Consider the following 18,968-nt stretch of genomic DNA (forward strand, 5'->3'; position numbering starts at 1 on the left):
CTTGCTCACGCTAAGAAGATATTCAAGAATCAGTTTCACTACTTTTACGTAAAAGATCTTTTGCAAAGTCAACAAGTCGATATGCTTCTTTTGTCCGAAGAAATTTTACATCCAAAGCATCAGGGCCCAAACGAAATCGGTCGAGTGCGTCTGCATCTTTGAAGATCTGATACAATAGTATGGCCCGTTCACTTAATCTAGATGACTTAGCTATCTCTGACAATCCAAGCGAATCATCCTGGTCGTGGTAAAAGGTAATGTAATAGGTTTGCTCATCATATGACAAACCGTGCTCACGGCAATATTCTTTGTAATACTCTGCAGCACGACTACCATGTCCTTTATCAATCCCATCATCCAGGCGTCGGGTATCATGGAAAACAGCCGCCATCGCAAGTAGCTCCTTTTCCTCCTCACTTAAGTTCTTTTGGTGTCCGATGAGGAGTGCCAGTAATAGTACGCGAGCACAATGGGTTTTCGTATGCCATTCACTATCTGGAAGCCAAAACTCAACCTTTTCTTCCATAAATGTATACCATTTTTCGTAAGGCTTTTTGATTGGTTGGAGCACAGGATAATTCAAAACATTCGCTAGAAACATCATTCATTCCCTCCTCTTTTTTCTTATAAAGAAAATAACTTATTTCCTCTTACTGGGACGAGGGACCTGTCCCTTAAGTCCCAACTTATTTCATCTGCACCAATTGCTGTAATACTTCCGAAATATTACCGTCAATCCCAATGGATTTAGCAGCAATTACATTTGGAACATAGAGCTCGCTACCTCTATTAAAAGTAATGTAGGTCGCAAATTCCTCATGATTGGTTAGATTCATTAACGGGGCTTTAATCAATTGATTTCTTGCACCTACACCTAATTCCAGTAGGACTAATTTTTTGCCATGAGCTTTTTCGATAAAATCCTGATAAGTCTGATAGTTTGTTTGCCAAAACTCACCTCTTAAAAAATTCCGATCGACTTCAACATGGACTTGCATTGGGCCGCCACACTCTGGACACTTAGGAATAAGATTCGATGGGACCTTTCCATTCTCTTGATGTTCGGCCATTTTACATAAGACATCGTCACCTGCATAAATCTGATCATGGCAACCATGAGAGCATTGCAGATTCCGGCAATTGCCTTCTATCTCGAAGAGACGTTCCTTTGGAAATCCAGCCTGTCTAAAATGATCATCTATATTAGAGGTAACCACAAAATAATTTTTATCTTTTACCAGTTCATAAAGATTCTTCATAACAGGACTTGCTTCCTTGTCGTATAAAAAGTAGTTGTACAGCCGGCTGAAGAATGCCCATTTTTCTTCCTCAGTAGGGAATGGATAAAAAGCTCCCTGTATGATGCTACGAAAACCATACTTTTCACGGAAATCTCCAAAATTCTCTTGAAAGGCTGCGTTATCTGCAAATATATGAATACCTTCTGAAATAGAAAGGCCATTACTTGCCCCAATTACAATTCCGTCAGCCTCTTCTATTTTTCTTAAAACGTTATAAAATTTCTCTTTCATATGATTCTCCATCCTTATCAGATTCTGGATTCGAAACTTAATCACAAATTACTTGTCCAATATTTGCATCAATCGTTATTCCTTTATTTGTTAAACCGCACCTTTTTCACCTTCTGTTTGTTGTTTGGTCAGAACATCTCGCAGTACTGGTGCAATATCTTCATGAATGGCAATTCCCTTATTCTTATCCTTCAGTTGTTGCGGCAGCAATGCATCCTTTGGATTGATCGTAATATAGTAGGCATCCGGCCAACTGTAAGTCATGTTCCAGAAGGGTTCTTGGATGAACATCGGAGTCATTCGTCCAACGCCCAACTCCAAAAAGAGGACTTTCTTATTGTGATTTTCCAGTAGAAATTCACGATATTTTCTATGCTCATCATGATATTTGCTTCCTTCTAGAAATACGAAGGAACGTACCCATAGTTCCATAGGGCCGCCACATTCCGGGCACGTTGGAACCATGCTGGATGGAATCTTCGTCCCTTCGATGTGATTACAGAGTTCCTTTGCTTGTTCCGCATAAGGATAAATACCGTCATGACAGGGACCACTACACTGCAGATATGTCCAGTTCCCTTGAATAGCACTGACTTTTTCCTCTGGGAACACTTGTAAAAATTGGGTATCTTGATTTGTCGTAAGAATATAATAGTTTTTGTCTTTCAAAATTTCATATAAATCCTTATAAGGCTGACCAATGGGGACATCTGCTACAAAGTTAATCAAAGTTGCTAGATATGCCCATCGTTCTTCTTCAGTGCGGAATTTATAGTAAAATCCTCCAAAAATACTGTCAATCCCATACTCAACAGCAAATGCGTTAAAGTACTTTCGGAAATTTTCATCATCGCGATACCAGTTATATCCGGCAGCCGCAGACATGCCGGAGGCTCCGCCAACAACAATCGCGTCAGCTTCTTTAATTTTTTGCAGTATTGTGTCTATATTGTTTTGATATTGGTGTGGTAACATTTTTTTGTCCTCCTCATGATATTTCTACTTAGTGAAAAACATTCACTTAAAAGCACCCATACAAAAACCTTTTGTTTGCCCTTTGTAAATTCCCTATTTAGGAATAACTAGCAACTTGTTGACCTCTTTTTGCCTTCTCGTTCAAAGCATCTTGAAATACACGGGCAATGTCTTCATTAATTGCAATTCCTTTTTCCTCTATCTCTCTAGGAACGACCGCATCTTTAGGGTTTATACTAATGTAGTAAGCACCTGGCAAACTATAAGTCATCTCCCAAAATGGTTCTTTAATAAACATTGGTGTCATGGTACCAACGCCTAATTCCAGAAATAAAATCTTTTTATATTTGTTTTTCATGATATATGCTTGGTATTTACTTAATTCGCTTTTGAAAAAGCTTCCTTGCAGGAACACACGTGATCGAACCCATGGTTCCATGTCCTGCCCACATTTTGGACATTTTGGTATCAAATCAGTAGGGATTCTAGTTCCCTCTATATTTGCGTACATTTCCTCAATCTGTTCTTTATTAAAGTAAACCTGATCATGACAAGAACCACTGCATTGAAAATAACGCCAATCTCCTTGAATTGGAGAAACCTTCTCTTCAGGGAAAACCTTGGAAAACTGAGTATCCTGATTCGTTGTAACAATGAAATAATCTTTATCTTGAAGTAGTTGATGTAAATCAAGATAGGTCTGACCGAATTTGGAATCATAGACAAACTTGATTAAAGTTGCAATATAAGCCCAGCGTTCTTCTTTTGTTGAAAAACGATAATAGAAGCCATAAAATATATTTTCGATATTATATTTTTCTGCAAATTTTCCAAAGTGCTTCAGAAAAGTTTCGTCAGTCTGATACCAGTTGAATCCGGAAGCGGTAGACATGCCAGCAGCACCACCAACCACAATGGCATCAGCTTCTTCGATTTTCTGAAGTAATGTTTCTATATAATCTTGATATAGTTTTTTTCCTCCTATCAATCTATCTAAATACATCACACATATATAACTCTCCCTCAAATACAAAGTAAAATCAGGAGGTTTAATTTATTTTTTGTATAGAAACACTGCTTTACTTGTTTCTGAATGTATTATATAGTTGGTATAACTCAACAAACAAGTATGCACTTTTAAGACACATACTATCTAGGAGGATAGTGTAATGATGGAAAAATCCAAGGTTAATGTTTTTGATAGTAACGAGAAGATTACTGATAGCCAAGAACCTTTTTTTGGTTACACCCTCTCCATTATCAGCGGTAAATGGAAACTGCTAATTATTTACCATTTATCAAATCACGGTACGGTCCGCTATAATGAACTTCAGCGCATGTTAGGCAAGATAACCTATAAAACCCTCAGTACTACATTAAAAGAAATGCAGAATGATGGTTTAGTACATCGTGAGGAATATCCACAAATTCCGCCAAAGGTTGAATATAGCCTTACTGAAAAAGGGCAAAGTCTTTGGCCAATAATTCAAGGAATGTGCCAATGGGGAGAACATAATAAAGAAAATTAATGGAGCAAAAAGGGTATAACCTCTCAGTATTTGAGGAGTTATACCCTTTTTTTATTTTGTGGTAGCTAACGGATTCTGTTGTTTAATCTCCTGTATAGATAAATGCATACTATAATTCCCATATTCGAGAAGTTCATTAAGAAAAAGATTTAACTGTTCTTGGGATTTTACCTTTATTTTTAAGTGGTAACAACCTTCCCCCGATACCCGGTGAACTTCAAGTACATCATTTCGATCATGAACAAAACGTATAAACGAATCATGATTTGCTGTTTTCATATAAATAATAACAAACGCTGTATAGGAGAGTCCTAATTTCATTTCATCTACTAGTAGAGTGTAGGCTTTAATTACACCACTATCCTCTAGTTTTTTGATCCGATTCCCTACTGCCTGTCCTGTCATATGAATTTGTTCGCCTAGGTCTTTCCATTGAATACGCGAATTTTCGGATAGTAATCGTAAGATCTGAAAATCAATGTTATCTAGTTCCATAATAAATTCCTTTCACCATGAAATGATTTAAGCTAAAAGTGTTTCATCAAAGTATCGATAGAAATTTTAATAGCAGTTATCATTGTAATGTACCAAAAATTATAAATGAGGTGGAATAAATGAGTACAGCTTTAATTATTGTCGATATACAAAATGACTATTTTGCAAATGGTAAGATGGAATTAGTCAACCCTGATAAAGCAGCCGCTAATGCAGCTAAAGTTCTTGATTGGTTTAGACAAAATAACAAGGATAATATCTTCCATGTTCAGCATATCGCAGCTAGCCCAGAGTTAGGCTTCTTCCTTCCAAATACAGAAGGCGCAGAAATACATGAAACTGTTCTACCATTAGAGCACGAAAACCTTATCATAAAAAATTTCCCTAACAGCTTTTTGAAGACCGATTTAGAAAGCAAGTTAAGAGAAAAAGGCGTAACCAAGGTAGTGGTTGTAGGTATGATGACACATATGTGTATTGATGCAACAGTTCGTGCGGCAGTTGATCTAGGTTTTGAAACTTTACTAATCGAAGATGCATGTGCAACTAGAGATTTGGAATATCAAGGTAAGGTTGTACCAGCTGAACAGGTGCATACTGCGTTTGTCAGTGCGGTTGGTAGTTTGTACTGTGCTGTAAGTTCGACTGAGGAATTCCTAGAACAGAAGAACTAAATAAGTACAAAAGGGAGTTTGTTTAAATACAAGCTCCCTTTTTTGTCGTTGAAAAAATCAATTTCTCAACTTCAAATGAAAAATCAGGCTTTTTTTGATCATAAGATAATTCCGCTTCGTGTGAGAATCTCCCTTTTTCCTTATGAAAAAAACAAAAATGATAGATACATATAAATTAAGAAAACCAATAGCTCTCTTTTTCCATTTTTAAAAATTAACTTTTGCTATCAGAAATACTTCTAAAATCACCACTATGCAACTTCGTTTTTTTCGTTTCGCTTTTTGTTACATAGAGGATTCCAGGAATTAAAATGACGGATATCACAATTAATATGATAGCAAGCCAATTCAGGTTTGTATCGTTGACCCCTGTTGCAAACATTAATCCAAACACACTTGATGCAAGGATATTACCGATGAATCGTGATGTTAAAAATAAACCTGATGCCGTACCACTTTCCGAAACAGAAACAAATGAATAAAGCAACGTTTGTAACCCTATATGCAAAATACCATTACTCAACCCGACCGTAGCCAACACAATTACGATTAAATAAAGTGGTGAGCTCTTCGCAACAGTCATTAATAGAATAACGCCCGCTAAACCAAGTAGAACGGCTGAAAGAAGAGGAATTCGATATCCCACTTTTTCAATCCAGCATGTTGCAATTGGTGTGATGATCATTGAAAAGATCGACAACGACAGCATCAAAATCCCTGTAAGTCGAGGGCTGAGTTCAACTCCTGTTTGTAAATAAGTTGGCATGGATAAAAGAATCGCAAAGAAGATTAATGTAGCAAAAATATATTGAACAAATACGAGTGAGATATTTGGATTTTCTTTTAAGATAACGACATCGATGAAAGGTGCTGATTTCTTTTTCTCAACAAAATAAAATACGAAACTAAGCACAATAGCACCAGCTAATGCCCATATATCTATACCGCTTTTTAAAGTTTGTAGAAAATAAATCCATAAAGTAATTAAGAAACTGAAGGAAATAATCCCCATACCATCCCATTTAAAGGTTTTCTGCGAATTTTTTTGATCTTTTGGAATAAAAAAGAATGCAAGGATGGCTGAAAGCGCGATAATCGGAAGATTCACATAGAAGATCACTTTCCAGCCACCGTGCGTAATTAACAGCCCACTGATTGTCGGCCCTAATGCGGATGAGGTCGTAGCAAAAACAGATAGTGAACCGATGACACGATTTTGATTCTTTTTAATATAGGAACGAACCATTCCAATCCCCGCAGGGAAAAGAGCAGACGTACCAACCGCTTGAATGGCTCTCATCCCTAGCAGGGTTAACATATTTTGAGATAATGGGGCAAGAAGGGAAGATATACTCACTAATAGTAATCCAATTAGAAAGATTTTCTTCCTTCCATAAAAATCGCTCAGTTTTCCAACGAGTGGCAGGAAAATTGCACACACGATGAAGTATGATGCGATTAACCATGTGATGTCACTTGCTGTAAGCGAAAACTCATGTTGAATTTCTGGCAATGCTACAGTAATCATCGAAGTGTTTAACGGATTTAATACAGTCCCCAAAGTGATCGCTGTAATGAATAGTTTTTGATGTTTAACAAGTGAACCACTTTTTGTTTCTAGCATAGCTTTACAATCTCCTTTCGAGATAAATACCCAGGATCTATTCTCGAAAACTCTATAAATTTTCCCCATTTGACTCAATCACGTTTTTGTACCAATAAAATGAATCTTTTTTGATACGTTTAAATGTGCCGTTACCTTGATCATCCACATCTACATAAATAAATCCGTATCTCTTTTTCATTTCACCCGTGCTTGCTGCAATTAAATCAACTGGTCCCCACATCATATAGCCCACTACAGGTATCCCATCAATATCAATTGCTTTCTTCATTTCTTTTAAGTGTTCTCTTAAATAATCTATTCTGTAGGAATCATGAATGTTTCCATCATCTTCAACCTTATCAACGGCACCTAAACCATTCTCTACGATCATTAATGGAAGTTGATAACGATCATATAAGACATTCAATAAATAACGAAGGCCTTTCGGGTCAATCCCCCATCCCCAATCACTAACTTGTATATGTGGGTTTTTGTAGCCTGTTTTTACGCCATTTAGCCCGTTAAATTTGAGCGTCGTTTCCTTACCCACAACATGAGTCATGTAATAGCTAAAGGAAATAAAATCAACTGTCCCTTTCTTCAATTCTTCTAAATCGCCTTCTTGGATAGGTAATGTGATTCCTTCACGTTCAAATTCTTTTAATTTATAGGCTGGATAGTAACCACGGCACTGAACATCACAATAAAACAACATTTTTTGCATAAATTCAGTTGTTCTTTGTACATCTTCTGGGTCAGGACTTGCTGGGTACGCAATATGTCCGCAATACATCATGCCAACTTTATTTTTCGGATCTATTTTATGTGCTAGTTGTACAGCTTTCGCGCTCGCTAAAAATTGATGAAACGCAGCTGTCATACGTGCTTGCTCATCATCTCGATTAACTCCCGCGGCCATCCAAGCTTTTGTTGACATGACATTAATTTCGTTAAAAGTAAGCCAAAGCTTGACTTTTCCTTTGAATCTAGTAAAAAGAGTTTGGCAATATTGCAAATAAAAATCAACGACTTTACGATTTTCCCATGACCCATATTTTTGTAAGCCTAGTGGTGTTTCAAAATGGGAAATCGTCACAATAGGCTCAATTCCATATTTCTCGCAAGTATCAAAAATATCATCGTAAAATTGTAACCCTTTTTCATTCGGCTCTTGGTCATCTCCGTTTGGAAAAATCCGCGACCATGCAATGGACATGCGGTAGCTTTTAAATCCCATTTCAGCAAATAAAGCAATATCTTCTTCAAATCTATGATAGTGATCAATCGCGTTGTGGCTTGGATAATACTTCCCTTCTATAACCCCATCCGTTATTTGGCGTGGAACACCATGTTCACTTACTGTCATAATGTCAGCCGTGCTTAACCCTTTTCCGTCTGTAACATATGCTCCTTCAATTTGGTTCGCAGCTGTTGCCCCACCCCATAAAAAATCCTTCGGAAAACCCATTTTTGCTCATCCTTCCATTTTATTAATGAAAGGGTATAGCTGCTTTTTATAAGCAACTATCCCCTAAATAAAATTACGCCAGTTTTAGTAACGCTTCTCCAACTTGTACATTTTTTCCGGTAATCCCTAAGACATCCGAATAATTTGAGGAATTTGTAATAATAAAAGGTGTAATAATGTCATACCCTTCATTTTTAATTCCTTCAATATCGAATTCTAGTAATAGATCGCCTTTTTTAACGGTTTGTCCCTTTTCTACTTTTGGTGTGTAATAACGACCACCCAGTTTTACTGTGTCAATACCGACATGAATCAGTAGTTCAGACCCATTATTACCAGTAATCCCTATAGCATGATGCGTATCAAAGAACGCCGTTACGGATCCATCAACTGGTGCAAAGATTTTTCCTTCCTCAGGAATAATGGCGACTCCTCTTCCTAAGATACCTTCAGCAAAAACATCATCACTGACCTCTGCAAGTTCAACAGACTTTCCTTTAATCGGTGAAAAAATTACGTCATTTGAAACGATATTTACAACTTTTTCTTCTTTTGTTTCTGATTTCTCTTGTTTAAGTGCTACTTCATCATCTTCTTTAATGCCAAGAATAAATGATACGGCAAATGAAACGACAAATGCTAAGATACAACCTATGATTGCATAGATTAAAATAGTAAAGCTGTCTGGCCCGATATAAGCAGGAAGTGCAAGTAGGCCAGGAGCAACTTGTGCATATCTACCAACTCCCATAATTCCAATGAACAGACCTGCAACTCCCCCACCTATCATGGCAGCAATTAATGGTCGCTTAAATCGCAGGTTAATACCATAAAGGGCTGGTTCTGTAATCCCTAAAACAGCTGTAAAACCAGTTGAAGTTGCTAATGCTTTAATTTCAGTATTTTTTGTTCGTAGTGCAACAGCTAACGCTGCTCCACCTTGGGCAATATTAGAAACCATCATCCCTGGGCCAGCAACTGTGTCATAACCATCTGTAGCTAGCATATTAATACCAATTGGAATTAAACCGTAATGCATACCCGTCATGACCAATAAAGGAGTAAATGCTCCAACTAATGTTGGAACAAGCCAACTTACGTGTGAATTAAGGAAAGTAATAATGGAACCAAGTCCGGCACCAAGAAAGTTTCCTAATGGTCCAATCGCAATTAATGTAACCGGTGCAACAATTAAAATTGTCAATACTGGTGCTAGAATGAAACGAGCTGACTTAGGAACAACTTTGTTAACAAATGGTTCAACATATGACATAAACCAAATGGCTAAAATGATCGGAATGACAGATGATGAATACGTAACAATGGAAACTGGAAGACCAAAGAAAGAAATGCCTTCCCCTGTTTCTTTTGCTGTGTTCATCATTGAAATAAATGCAGGGTGAACAAGTATTCCACCTATCACCATCGCAATATATTGATTCACTTTAAATTTCTTAGCTGCTGAAGATGCTAAGAGGATTGGCAAGAAATAAAATCCTGCATCGCCCATAAAATTCAAAATTTGATAGGTTTGTGAATCAGTTGTCACCAATTTAAAAGTAACCAGTAGTGCAATGACAGCTTTTAACATACCGACACCAACAAGTGCAGGGACAATTGGAACAAACATACCTGCAATGGTATCTAAAATTTTTGCAATTGTGCTTTTATTTTCTTCATCTTGTGTATCTGAACTAGCATCATTTAGATTCCCTATTTTGGAGAGTTCTTTATATACATTTGAAACATCATTTCCAATAATGACTTGGAACTGTCCACCCTTGTTTACAACACCAACTACACCTTTTGTTGCCTTAAGTACATCTATATTTGCTATTTTGTCGTCTTTTAAATTAAAACGGAGACGTGTCGCACAATGTGAGACTGCTGAAACGTTTTCTTTTCCTCCAACATTTTCCAAAATCGTAGTGGCAAGACCCTTAAAATCCATGAGTTTTTCCCCCTCATTAATATCCTTTATCTTTAATTTTAGGCAAAAATAAAAACCCACCATCTATGGAAGAAATCACAACATTTCTTTTCCAAAGTTGGTGGGTATAGCCTTACGTAACAATCCCATTGTATCCTATTAAATTGTTATATACTTTCATCGGTGACTCTTCTTATATGAATGGCGAGATAAACAATCTCATCATCTGTCAACCGACAATTCATTTCATTATAAACATATTCTTCAATACGTTTGGCACATTTATATTCATTAGGATACTTTGTCTTAATAACATCGATAAATCCTAAATCATCTCTGATAATCTCTTTTCCACTGTTTAATCTTCGAACAAAGTATTTTAAATGTGTCATAAACCTTTCATAGTGTATGGAATTTTCATTCAAATCAACACCATAATGGTATTTGACAATATCTAAAATTTTCTTAAGTCTCTTAGTCATTTGTATTGTTTCCTGAATCTTTACGGTATCATCCATTTGTGCGTTAACTAAATGAATTGCAATAAAACCCGCTTCAGAATCATGTAATCTTACACCATGTCTTTTTTCGATAATATTTAAACCTTCCTTACCGATTAAGTACTCGTGATTATAAAATCGATCGATTTCCCATAATAAAGCATTACGAACAGTAATACCTTTTTTAGCTCGATCTATCGCGTGATAAATATGATCAGTAAGACCTAACCAAATTGTATCATCAAGCTTTTTATTAAGGGAATTACTAGCAAATTTTATAATTTCATTTGTTGTACGGACATATGTGTATGGAATATTTGAAAGCAGTACTTCTAGATAATTTCCCTGGTCTTCTTCGCCTTCAATGATATAAATTTTTTCGATTAGTGATTCATCGATTACATCATCTACTTGTTTCTTAAAACCAAGGCCTTTACCCATGACAAGGACTTCTTTTCCATCTTTGTGAGAACGAACTAAATTATTGTTTAGGACTTTATCAATTTTCATAGTACCACTCATAGCTTGACATCTTCCTTACTTTAATTTACAACGCCTTGCTACAAAACTATTATAAATTGGTATAGCCTGCCGAACAGTAACAATCCAATTAATATATTTATTTGTGTATTTATATTATCCCCAAATGAAAACGATGTCAACTATTTGTTTATAAATGAACTCTCTTCTGCCCTAGAAGACTCCCACCTCTATGGCTGATAAAATATTTATTATTTAATTATACTATTTTAATTCCATTGCTGCGAAATGCATTTACAACAACAGGTTCGACCGAATCATCCATCCCCTGTATTACCTTCCTTTTTAATAGCATCAATAAACTCACACCCCTTTTCAAGAAGTGCTGCATCCACCCACGTTCTGTCCCAGATACCATTTTTGATTGCCGCTATTATTTCTGCTTCTTTTGCTACCGTTTTACGTGCTTTCTCTAGGATCTCTGATGCATCTTTAGGATTGATGACCACAACACCATCGTCGTCCCCGACCAAAATATCACCTGGATTAATCGTGACACCATCACAAGAAATCGGAATGTTGATTTCACCTGGTCCATCCTTATATGGACCAGCAGGCGTTACACCCGCTGCATACACAGGAATCGACATTTGTTTGATTACTCCCGCATCTCGAATCGCTCCGTCGATAATAAATCCGGCTATTCCTCGTTTCTGTGCCCAGGTAATCATTAATTCGCCAATTAATGCATTTGTGGTATCTCCTTGTCCATCCACCACAATGACATCGCCGGGAGATGCCAAATCAATCGCTTTATGTAACAGCAAATTATCACCAGGTCTTGTTTTTACTGTAAAAGCACTCCCAATGAGTGGTGTGGTATTGTATGGTCTAATTTTTCTACCAATACAGGATGTCCGGTTCATGTTATCTGCAATATTCGCAACGGGAATCCCTTTAAAAGCATCAACCAAATTACGAAGTGGTCGTTCAAACTCACTATGTATTCGAAAGCCTACATTACCCATACACCTTTCATTCTCCCTTCATCTACACGCCGCATTTCACGACACTTAATAGATAATATTTAGGACTTATACGATTTATACGAAAAAGGCGATAAATTCCATGTTGGATAATGTTCTTTACTCGTTTGATTCTTCACGTTATGCATAATTTGGTAACACAAACAAATCCTAACAGCATCGGAATTAATTTGGTGGTGTTGGGATGACTTTCTCTCGTACTCAGTTATTATTTGTACTTATTCTTTTTATTGGTATTTCGAATCATGTGCTCATCATGCCTCATTTGCTAACAACAGGAAAACGCGATGCATGGGTTCGATGAGGTTTGGAGCATGATATCGATTTTTTAAACTTAGAGCACCAGCTTTTCAGAAAGTATACTGCTGATTGGAAAAAGCTAAAAAATCAAGATACTTTACTTCGTGAAGATAGTATAAAATCGATTGATGCACATATCGCACTGGAGCATTCAGGTTCATTTAAAAACCGTAAAATTGAGATTAAGGAATGATTTTTAATTGCCCAAAGTAGATATGGTTAAATAACTCACCATCATTGGTGAGTTTTCATATTTTAGGATTTAAACTTTTTTATTAAAAGATATCAAACAAATTTTTCTGTTCAATTAATACCACCATTCTATATAATATACTGTAAGAATCACATGTCTGACCTGATTTTAATTAGAATGGGGAGAATAGAATGGAAAACGTTTATCTGTTTGTTCTTATGTGTATTTTTCTCATTATTTTACCTGGTCCTGATACTGCTATTGCTACAAAAAATACACTCACCGTTGGGAAAAGCGGAGGTCTAAAAACAGCTTTAGGCACTTGCTGTGCCCTCCTCATCCATACTTCTGCAGCTGTATTCGGACTTTCAGCCATCATTGTGAAATCTGCCTTGTTATTCTCTGTATTCAAATATGTTGGCGCGATTTACTTAATTTATCTAGGTGTTAAAACATTATGGTCATTGAGGAGGAAGGAAGAAGCAGCCACCGTTGATTCCAACGCAAAAAGTCAGTTTGCACATACATCTTGTTTTAAACAAGGGTTTTTAACCAATATCCTAAATCCCAAAGTTGCTGTCTTTTTCTTAACCTTTTTGCCTCAATTCGTAGACGCTGGAAGCCATACCTTCATTCCATTTCTACTAATGGGAATTACGTATACTGTATTGACCGCCATCTGGTTTTTTCTTTATGTCTTACTAATCAACCAGGTCAGTGCTTTTATGAAAAAACCAAAATCACAGAAGATCATTGAAGGAATCACAGGTACAGTCTTAGTTGGATTTGGTATAAAACTAGCCCTAGAAAAGGCTCATAATTAGAGTGCCATACGTTTAAAGTATGGTACTTTTTTGTTCGTTAAAATTCACCTTTCTAGTTCGATGTATTCCCTCAATAGTTTCCACTCATTACCTTCTTTTCTCCACACAAACATACATTGAGCCGTATACGGTTCTCCATTTATGACATTGGTTTCTCTTCCTGAAACTAAGTATTCATTTCCATTTTTACGTGGTGTGATTGAAAAAACATTAAAGTTTTTTTCTGCATGATCCATTTGTCTCAACGAACGCTCAAGATCATAATCATAGTAGTACGGGTCAGGTTGATCAATATTTGAGTGTGCCCAGTATCCGACAAAACTTTTTGACATATACTCTCGAATCTGATCACCATTCTTGCTTATAAAACCTTCATTCCAAGCCTTAAAATAGCTATGTAAAATCTCTTTTATATCGTCCAACTTCTACTCCTCCTTTTGCTACCTTTTTAAATACGATACGTAAACTTCTCACTAGAATAACTTCAACAAAAATTGAAGCATCTCCTTTTAGTTCGTAAAAAAAGATGTCCCAAAAGCATGGCTTTAAGACATCTTAAATGATACGTATCTAACGTAATACTTTACTTCTACACTATATTGGATGCCGAAACGGAACATATCAATAACACAAAAAATAGCGGTTCCCAGTTCAAATTAACAAAAACACCTGTATGTTTTTTCCTCCTAAAGAGACCATATTAACAAGAGAAAGGAGGAATAAACAATGACAGACAAGAAACAATCCCAAGAAAAACAGAAAAACAAATCCCCTCAAAATCAGTATCAAGAAGAAATAAGTGCGGAACTACTCGCCGAACGTGCATTAGCTGAAACCATCCGTGAAGGCGGTGCATTTGCTCGAAAGAATGATGAAAGCTGATACACACTGATATGGGAAACCTAACTTCAAAAACGACTAAAAGTTCCTTGAGATTTGAGGCCTGAGTAGTTTGCTAAGCTGTCCGCCACACATTTATTGCGGCTTTTTGACAATCGGAATATAAATATCAAAATGCGGATCACTAGGGTCACGATCAACTGGATAATATTCATGTTTTATTGGCATATATGGATCATAGTAATCTACACCCTCTTCCCTATATGGGATATACTCACTTTCGAATAACCATTTATGTAGATCCGTGTATGTCTTCTGAATATCTTCTCCTTTGTTATGTGTTGTTTTCACATACGTTAGTTCAGGAACCTCTATATCAATCATCCCTTCAGGAATTTCCTGCTTATCACTTACTTCATATACTGCATAGTGCACGAATCCATCTTCAATTACATGATTAGATAGACCTAATTGAACTTCGGGATTCACCTTGTAATCTATCTCTTTTGCAAGCTCTTCCGCTTGATGAATCACGTTTTTTAGCTTAGGCACAATCTCAGAGAATGTACCCTCCCATTTTAATCCTACTGCCCGATAGCCTGGTAATTTAATAATTTCATAACTCACTTTATCTACAACCTTTCCAAAATAATATTTATAATTTTCCTATTTCTCGTAAAATGCTAATTCCACTGATATAATTACTTCCACATAAAAAGCGTTAATCCCTCCTTGGATCAACGCTTGCCGTACTTTTATAGACATTTTTCCAAATACTCATCCTAGGTTCGTATTCTCCCCTAAGGACTTATTCATTCCCCTTTATAATTTCGGCTCTGTTCTCAATTTGTGGAGGTTCTTCAAACCAACCATTTTTGATCTTGAGCTCAATCCCTTCTCGCGCATATAAATAAATATCTTTAGAAATGAGCATAGCTTTCATTGCAATATCATTCCGCAAACTGAAGAATACACCTGTCCCAGATCCAACAATTGAAAATCCATTAAGGATGTAGATGCAGTGCATCATTAACTTATCTGAAAAAGGAGGTACGGTGGACTTCGTAACCGTTGCACCAGATTTTGCAGACAGTTGAATATCTGCTTTTAGAAGCATATCTTCCATAATTTTAATCTGCTTCTTAGCCAGTTCTTTCCCTTTCAGAAAATATTGTTTTACCTCTTTGTTTTGAGCACATTGGGCAAACCCGGTAATAAGCTGCATCCCTATATTATTAGATTCTAACGTGTGATGCAGGATTCCGACTTCGAGGTCATTAAATGGTCGTTTATCACCGGTAAGTTTAAATCCATCTAAGTACTTCTTCGATTTGATAAACTCTACCGTTCTCGGCAAAGTAACGATTGGAGGTGGAGAAAGAATCCCTTTTTCAAGTAAATAAGAAGTTGCAAGTTTATAAATTTTTTGGGTGATCGTTGTAAGACCTTCATAGATTGCCATCACTCTTTTATTGTAGGTCATGTTCATATTTAAGGTGTAAAGGCCCATGCTAACTTCCTTTAACACTCGAACAAACATGATATCAAATCCATGATCATATAGCTTAGGTGCATCCAGATGGACATCATCTGCTGTAAATCCGACAGGTTTTACCATACCCTCTTCTTTAAAAATTCCCTCCATTTCTTTTACATAAAAATCCAGCTCCTGCCACAAACCTCCTAGTAAATTCCGAGCTTGTTGATCATTCGCTTTTTCAATAAAGTATTCCAAAAACCTCATAATCAGCGTCTTTTCTAGGTATGTCTGCCAAAGGGTGCCTACTTCTGAAACATTAATAGGATTTTTTTGGCTCAATGTTGTAACCTCCAATTTAATAAGAATATCCAAATTATGTAATCGCACTAATACATTGCCCAGATTCTGGAAAAGAATACCCAATTATATATTTTTTCACCGAAATAAGTTGTGACTTTGGACAGTGCTACGATATCTCACTTATAAAGTCTATAAAAAAACACCTGACTCATTGATCAGTCAGATGTCCCCATTTTTAGGATATATTCTTCTTCGTCTCTAATGGAGGGCTGGCCTTCATGGTATGTGGCAGCATTTGAATCGAGTCTATGACACTATCAAGCTTTGATTCGATTCGATGTAGCAGATAGAATGTCACGACAACAGGAAAGCCAACCTCTTGGATAAAAGGCAATAGTTCCTCCACCCACATTTCCTCCTTTCTAAAAGTAGAGCCAACTCCCAAAAGAGAGCTGGCTCATTTTAATTAAAGTTGAACTTCTTCAACATTACGTTCAACAATACGTGCGCCTTTTTTCGATACCATAGGACCACCAGATGTTAGGAACGCATCCGTTGCTACGATTAAATCCATTGCTGCAGAAAGAGCTACCACATCTACAGGTTCCACTGGATTTTCAATCGATACGGTTGCTGTTTTTCCAGCCATATTCGTAAACTGCATTTCTAGTGTTTTTGCCATTCGTTATTCCCCCTTTCTAAAAATTCATCTTAAAAATTACTCAGCAATGCCTACTAACATAAAGCTATCATTACGCTCAATGTCGGATAGATCTAATGTTTGAAGACCGATGATTGCTGTTGCAACTGCATGTAAATCATCCGCTGTTACAGAAGGGTTAATGTTGTTGTAGTTTTTATTTTTATAGATGAGCTTACCCTTACCATCCACACCGTTTTCAAACACTAGACGTAACTGCGTATCTAGAATTTCCTGTTTTGCTGCCATGTCCCTCACCTCCTTTACACTATTGTTATAGAAGGGTGAGGGGCAAAAAGGGGCATCTGATTTATTTAAAAAATGAATAAAGTTTACGCAAGAAAAAACTCAGGAGGATTCTCCCCTTTTAGATCATTATCTAAATATGGGTAATGTAGTTGTTGTTTTTTATTTTCTTTTTCTTTTTGTTTTTCTTTTTGTCCACGTATCGTGGTACGAGTCATTAACGTATCGTGGACGTGTCGTAAATCGAGCAAAGATGTGTCTAAATAAGGAATTTTTTATAATTTCCTACAAAACAAATCGTTTGCTAGTTTACTTTTTGTTTATTCTAGTATTTACTTACTTTAGAAGTGGCTATATTTCGCTACTCTACTCTTGTAATCCACAATAAAATCTCTGACCTTATGACAAAAATCCATCAAACTCAAATACTGCCATCTCACTTACCAAATTTAAATCCATTTATCCCGACCTCTCTTGCAACTATGATTGGCTTAAATAAAAGTATTATCTTACAGCAACTTCACTACTGGCTTCAGCGGAGTAAAAACATTCGTGAAGATCGAAAGTGGGTTTATTTTACATATGACCAGCTAGTTGAACAATTCCCGTTTTTCTCAAAAAGTACAATCAGAAGAGCTATTTCTTATTTAGAAAACAACGGTTTTCTATGTTCAAAACAGTTTAATAAAATGAAAATAGACCGAACCAAATGGTATTCAATTAATTATGAAGCACTGGAAGAACTAATGGGCGTAGAAACAGAACTACCAAACAACGAGGATTCTAACGTGGACTATGACACACCCGTGACTGTTCAAGAAGAACAGACGATTTGTTCAAACGGGAGAGACCAGCTGCTCAATATGGACTGTCCATCTGTTCAAAATGAGCAGACGAGGTGTTCAATTTGAGCAGAGCAATACCATAGATTACACAAAGATTACTACAGAGATTACATCAAAGACTTCTTCTTCTTCAAGATTCTCTGATGACAACGAAGAAGACCATTTTAGAATTTCTGAACAGGATGGACTTGGAAAAATTGAGAATTATATTCCCAAAAGAAGAATATCATGCTGTACTGTCATAAACAGCCAACTAGATTTTGTAGCAATGATAAGGTCTCAAGAGAATAACTCTAAGAGGTGGAGCAATGTAGAGGTTCAACTTAGGGATTGGATAATCAAAGGCTTCCAAACAGGTAAGCAATCAAACATTAAATTTGCCCGTATCATGCAAAATCATCAACAAACCTTTTCAAAGCCAATCCGGAAAAAGAGCATATCAGATTGGCTGGATACTGACCGACAACTAGACAAATCCGTTTATTTGTACTGGATTTTAAAACGAAGAAAGGGTTGTTTTGGAAAAGCTTATGGCTAGCAGCAGCAGTGTAGACAAGACAAATAATAGCTGTCTACTACAAGTTTGCCTGTTTGTTATTCACAACAAACTTACATTTTGGGTAATTACTACAACCTAAAAAAGTGCCGTACTTCCCCTTACGTTCAACCAGGTCCGAACCACATTTTGGGCACATATTTGCGTTAATTTTATATTGATAAAATCGTTGTGAATCTTTAATGTTCTTAACATGTTGCTTTTTCTTGTCTCCACCAACATTCAATGTTTTCTCAAGTTTTTTAGCAATCTGTTTGGTTTCTCTCTTTACTAGTTTGTTTAAGTACATACGCACTTATGCTTTACCCAGGAATCCTTTAACTTTGGGTATACCTATTATGATTAGGAATGCAGTTATTATTAGTCCCTTTAGTTCCATATCTTTCCCCTCCGAGACACTTGTACTACGTACACCTTCTATAGTCCTGAATTACAACACAAAAAATTAC

General features: G+C 36.5%; 24 protein-coding genes. 7 read left to right on the forward strand and 17 right to left on the reverse strand.

What is annotated here, in order from left to right; translation table 11 throughout:
* Positions 1-22: 22 nt before the first annotated feature.
* From CKJ95_RS12195 to CKJ95_RS12210, 4 genes are all read right to left on the reverse strand, one after another.
* On the reverse strand, positions 23-604 hold the full coding sequence (locus CKJ95_RS12195; RefSeq protein WP_218962748.1) for an HD domain-containing protein: 582 nt from the start codon (positions 602-604) through the stop codon (positions 23-25).
* 82 nt (positions 605-686) lie between these two features.
* Complete coding sequence (locus tag CKJ95_RS12200; protein WP_099353703.1) at positions 687-1,532, reverse strand: Sir2 family NAD-dependent protein deacetylase; 846 nt, start codon at positions 1,530-1,532, stop codon at positions 687-689.
* A gap of 90 nt (positions 1,533-1,622) precedes the next feature.
* On the reverse strand, positions 1,623-2,507 hold the full coding sequence (locus CKJ95_RS12205) for an NAD-dependent protein deacetylase (protein ID WP_099353704.1): 885 nt from the start codon (positions 2,505-2,507) through the stop codon (positions 1,623-1,625).
* A 97-nt stretch (positions 2,508-2,604) separates the two neighbouring features.
* Entirely contained in the window at positions 2,605-3,513 is a 909-nt protein-coding gene (locus tag CKJ95_RS12210) for a hypothetical protein (RefSeq protein ID WP_218962749.1), read from the reverse strand.
* Positions 3,514-3,676: 163 nt separating this feature from the next.
* Between CKJ95_RS12210 and CKJ95_RS12215 the strand changes: the two genes are divergently transcribed.
* Positions 3,677-4,036, forward strand: a complete 360-nt coding sequence (locus CKJ95_RS12215; RefSeq protein ID WP_257215782.1) for a winged helix-turn-helix transcriptional regulator — start codon at positions 3,677-3,679, stop codon at positions 4,034-4,036.
* 51 nt (positions 4,037-4,087) lie between these two features.
* On the opposite strand, the gene CKJ95_RS12220 is transcribed toward CKJ95_RS12215, so the two are convergent.
* Positions 4,088-4,531: an Lrp/AsnC family transcriptional regulator gene (locus CKJ95_RS12220; protein ID WP_099353705.1), complete on the reverse strand. Its 444-nt coding sequence runs from the start codon at positions 4,529-4,531 to the stop codon at positions 4,088-4,090.
* A gap of 119 nt (positions 4,532-4,650) precedes the next feature.
* Here CKJ95_RS12220 and CKJ95_RS12225 point away from each other — a divergent pair, with 119 nt between their 5' ends.
* Positions 4,651-5,205 (forward strand): cysteine hydrolase family protein, encoded by a 555-nt coding sequence (locus CKJ95_RS12225; protein ID WP_099353706.1) that lies wholly within the window; start codon positions 4,651-4,653, stop codon positions 5,203-5,205.
* Positions 5,206-5,419: 214 nt separating this feature from the next.
* Here CKJ95_RS12225 and CKJ95_RS12230 read toward each other — a convergent pair whose 3' ends face one another.
* The 5 genes from CKJ95_RS12230 to CKJ95_RS12250 all read right to left on the reverse strand — a co-directional run bounded on the left by CKJ95_RS12230 (position 5,420) and on the right by CKJ95_RS12250 (position 12,217).
* Positions 5,420-6,829, reverse strand: coding sequence for an MFS transporter (locus CKJ95_RS12230; protein ID WP_180271492.1), 1,410 nt, complete (start codon positions 6,827-6,829; stop codon positions 5,420-5,422).
* A gap of 52 nt (positions 6,830-6,881) precedes the next feature.
* Positions 6,882-8,279, reverse strand: coding sequence for a glycoside hydrolase family 1 protein (locus CKJ95_RS12235; protein WP_099353708.1), 1,398 nt, complete (start codon positions 8,277-8,279; stop codon positions 6,882-6,884).
* Between the two features lie 73 nt (positions 8,280-8,352).
* On the reverse strand, positions 8,353-10,230 hold the full coding sequence (locus CKJ95_RS12240) for a beta-glucoside-specific PTS transporter subunit IIABC (protein WP_099353709.1): 1,878 nt from the start codon (positions 10,228-10,230) through the stop codon (positions 8,353-8,355).
* A 146-nt stretch (positions 10,231-10,376) separates the two neighbouring features.
* Positions 10,377-11,231 carry a BglG family transcription antiterminator LicT gene (gene licT / locus CKJ95_RS12245; protein WP_257215783.1) on the reverse strand — a complete coding sequence of 285 codons (855 nt, stop codon included), beginning with the start codon at positions 11,229-11,231 and terminating at the stop codon, positions 10,377-10,379.
* 275 nt (positions 11,232-11,506) lie between these two features.
* The gene (locus tag CKJ95_RS12250) at positions 11,507-12,217 is read right to left on the reverse strand and encodes an RraA family protein (protein ID WP_099353710.1); all 711 of its coding nucleotides are present in this window, start codon (positions 12,215-12,217) and stop codon (positions 11,507-11,509) included.
* Between the two features lie 325 nt (positions 12,218-12,542).
* Between CKJ95_RS12250 and CKJ95_RS12260 the strand changes: the two genes are divergently transcribed.
* Together CKJ95_RS12260 and CKJ95_RS12265 are read left to right on the forward strand one after the other, a co-directional pair.
* Complete coding sequence (locus CKJ95_RS12260) at positions 12,543-12,728, forward strand: hypothetical protein (protein WP_099353711.1); 186 nt, start codon at positions 12,543-12,545, stop codon at positions 12,726-12,728.
* Positions 12,729-12,919: 191 nt separating this feature from the next.
* Positions 12,920-13,552: a LysE family translocator gene (locus CKJ95_RS12265; protein WP_099353712.1), complete on the forward strand. Its 633-nt coding sequence runs from the start codon at positions 12,920-12,922 to the stop codon at positions 13,550-13,552.
* A gap of 44 nt (positions 13,553-13,596) precedes the next feature.
* Here CKJ95_RS12265 and CKJ95_RS12270 read toward each other — a convergent pair whose 3' ends face one another.
* Complete coding sequence (locus CKJ95_RS12270) at positions 13,597-13,974, reverse strand: nuclear transport factor 2 family protein (RefSeq protein WP_099353713.1); 378 nt, start codon at positions 13,972-13,974, stop codon at positions 13,597-13,599.
* Between the two features lie 304 nt (positions 13,975-14,278).
* On the opposite strand from CKJ95_RS12270, the gene CKJ95_RS23370 reads away from it, so the two are divergent.
* On the forward strand, positions 14,279-14,434 hold the full coding sequence (locus tag CKJ95_RS23370; RefSeq protein ID WP_180271493.1) for a hypothetical protein: 156 nt from the start codon (positions 14,279-14,281) through the stop codon (positions 14,432-14,434).
* Between the two features lie 93 nt (positions 14,435-14,527).
* On the opposite strand, the gene CKJ95_RS12275 is transcribed toward CKJ95_RS23370, so the two are convergent.
* The 5 genes from CKJ95_RS12275 to CKJ95_RS12295 all read right to left on the reverse strand — a co-directional run bounded on the left by CKJ95_RS12275 (position 14,528) and on the right by CKJ95_RS12295 (position 17,121).
* Positions 14,528-15,019: a GyrI-like domain-containing protein gene (locus CKJ95_RS12275; RefSeq protein ID WP_099353714.1), complete on the reverse strand. Its 492-nt coding sequence runs from the start codon at positions 15,017-15,019 to the stop codon at positions 14,528-14,530.
* 181 nt (positions 15,020-15,200) lie between these two features.
* Complete coding sequence (locus CKJ95_RS12280) at positions 15,201-16,211, reverse strand: DUF3231 family protein (RefSeq protein ID WP_099353715.1); 1,011 nt, start codon at positions 16,209-16,211, stop codon at positions 15,201-15,203.
* A 196-nt stretch (positions 16,212-16,407) separates the two neighbouring features.
* On the reverse strand, positions 16,408-16,578 hold the full coding sequence (locus CKJ95_RS12285; protein WP_099353716.1) for a YvrJ family protein: 171 nt from the start codon (positions 16,576-16,578) through the stop codon (positions 16,408-16,410).
* Between the two features lie 60 nt (positions 16,579-16,638).
* The gene (locus tag CKJ95_RS12290) at positions 16,639-16,854 is read right to left on the reverse strand and encodes a DUF2922 domain-containing protein (RefSeq protein ID WP_099353717.1); all 216 of its coding nucleotides are present in this window, start codon (positions 16,852-16,854) and stop codon (positions 16,639-16,641) included.
* 36 nt (positions 16,855-16,890) lie between these two features.
* Positions 16,891-17,121: a DUF1659 domain-containing protein gene (locus CKJ95_RS12295; RefSeq protein WP_099353718.1), complete on the reverse strand. Its 231-nt coding sequence runs from the start codon at positions 17,119-17,121 to the stop codon at positions 16,891-16,893.
* A gap of 398 nt (positions 17,122-17,519) precedes the next feature.
* Between CKJ95_RS12295 and CKJ95_RS12300 the strand changes: the two genes are divergently transcribed.
* Both CKJ95_RS12300 and CKJ95_RS12305 read left to right on the forward strand, forming a co-directional pair.
* Entirely contained in the window at positions 17,520-18,029 is a 510-nt protein-coding gene (locus tag CKJ95_RS12300; protein WP_099353719.1) for a hypothetical protein, read from the forward strand.
* Positions 18,004-18,501, forward strand: a complete 498-nt coding sequence (locus CKJ95_RS12305; protein WP_099353720.1) for a hypothetical protein — start codon at positions 18,004-18,006, stop codon at positions 18,499-18,501. The genes CKJ95_RS12300 and CKJ95_RS12305 overlap by 26 nt, the downstream gene beginning before the upstream one ends.
* A 37-nt stretch (positions 18,502-18,538) precedes the next feature.
* On the opposite strand, the gene CKJ95_RS24030 is transcribed toward CKJ95_RS12305, so the two are convergent.
* Positions 18,539-18,808: a DNA topoisomerase family protein gene (locus tag CKJ95_RS24030; RefSeq protein WP_099353870.1), complete on the reverse strand. Its 270-nt coding sequence runs from the start codon at positions 18,806-18,808 to the stop codon at positions 18,539-18,541.
* Positions 18,809-18,968: the final 160 nt, after the last annotated feature.

The sequence above is a fragment of the Fredinandcohnia onubensis genome, from assembly GCF_002734285.1.
Taxonomy (GTDB): domain Bacteria; phylum Bacillota; class Bacilli; order Bacillales; family Bacillaceae_L; genus Ferdinandcohnia; species Ferdinandcohnia onubensis_A.